This is a genomic window from Bacillus sp. AFS023182 (genome assembly GCF_002560575.1).
Lineage (GTDB): Bacteria > Bacillota > Bacilli > Bacillales > Bacillaceae_G > Bacillus_A > Bacillus_A arachidis.
Window position 1 is genome coordinate 1 of sequence record NZ_NTRO01000122.1, and the last position, 956, is coordinate 956.

Consider the following 956-nt stretch of genomic DNA (forward strand, 5'->3'; position numbering starts at 1 on the left):
AAATTTGATAAGTATAAAAATGTAAAAAAAAGACATCTAATTGATGTCTTTTAAAAAAATTTAATAGGTAAATCTTTTAATGGTTTAGCTCTCATAATTTTTATAAATTGTATCTTTAATCCTTCTTCAATATTATCCCGATCTCCAGCATATAAAATATGAGGATTGATAAATAATGCATAAGACTTTACATTGCTATTTTCTACAACACTTTCAGAACGAGCAATGATCCCTTTTGTATATAATGCCTTTACAACTCTACTCACTTTAGTCTCACTTGTCTCTAAAGACTTTGCTAATTCTCTTTGTGTAAGCGGTAATGGTTGTTTCTTTTTGGGATTGTCTACAATTGCATTAGATCCAAAACCTATAAAAGGAATCAAACTCATTAAAAATACAATTTCTTCATTCTTTAAATAAGATATATTTTGTAAATAACTCCAATTGTCTTGAATAATTTGAACAAATTTAGCTTTATTTTTTACTTTTCGCTCTGGAACTAATTTCATTCCTCTTAAATTAGCTTTTGATTGAAGTTCATTTGCTAAATACATCTCTTCTTCTGACAAGATCTTCGAATCCTCGATATCTCTCAATCTTGCATTTTTTTCAGCTTGTTTTAAATTGATAGTATTTGTCATAACTTTTCTCCTCGTTCCTAGTATTTACAACTAGTACAGAGACTTTTTTTATGCTATTATGTAATTAGAATTTTATAAGAATAAAAAAGCCTCTTATATATAGTTGTAGCGTCGCAACTCAATTATATCATGATTGGCTTTTTTGTTGTAAATAAAAGAAAAAGAGTCCTATATTACAGGACTCTTTTTTATGTTTCTAAAAGTAAACTTTTGAATAGAAGTTTACTTTCATAAAGGAGTCTGAGAGGTATTGTGTATAGTTTGTTCACCTCAGGTACAACAAAAGAGCCTTACCTCTGTAGGCAAGACTCCACT

Annotated in this window: 1 protein-coding gene; it reads right to left on the minus strand. The window is 28.3% G+C overall.

Going from position 1 to position 956, the window contains the following annotated elements; genetic code table 11:
- Positions 1–50: 50 nt before the first annotated feature.
- Complete coding sequence (locus tag CN288_RS27425; protein ID WP_098303598.1) at positions 51–641, minus strand: helix-turn-helix domain-containing protein; 591 nt, start codon at positions 639–641, stop codon at positions 51–53.
- Between the last annotated feature and the right edge of the window lie 315 nt (positions 642–956).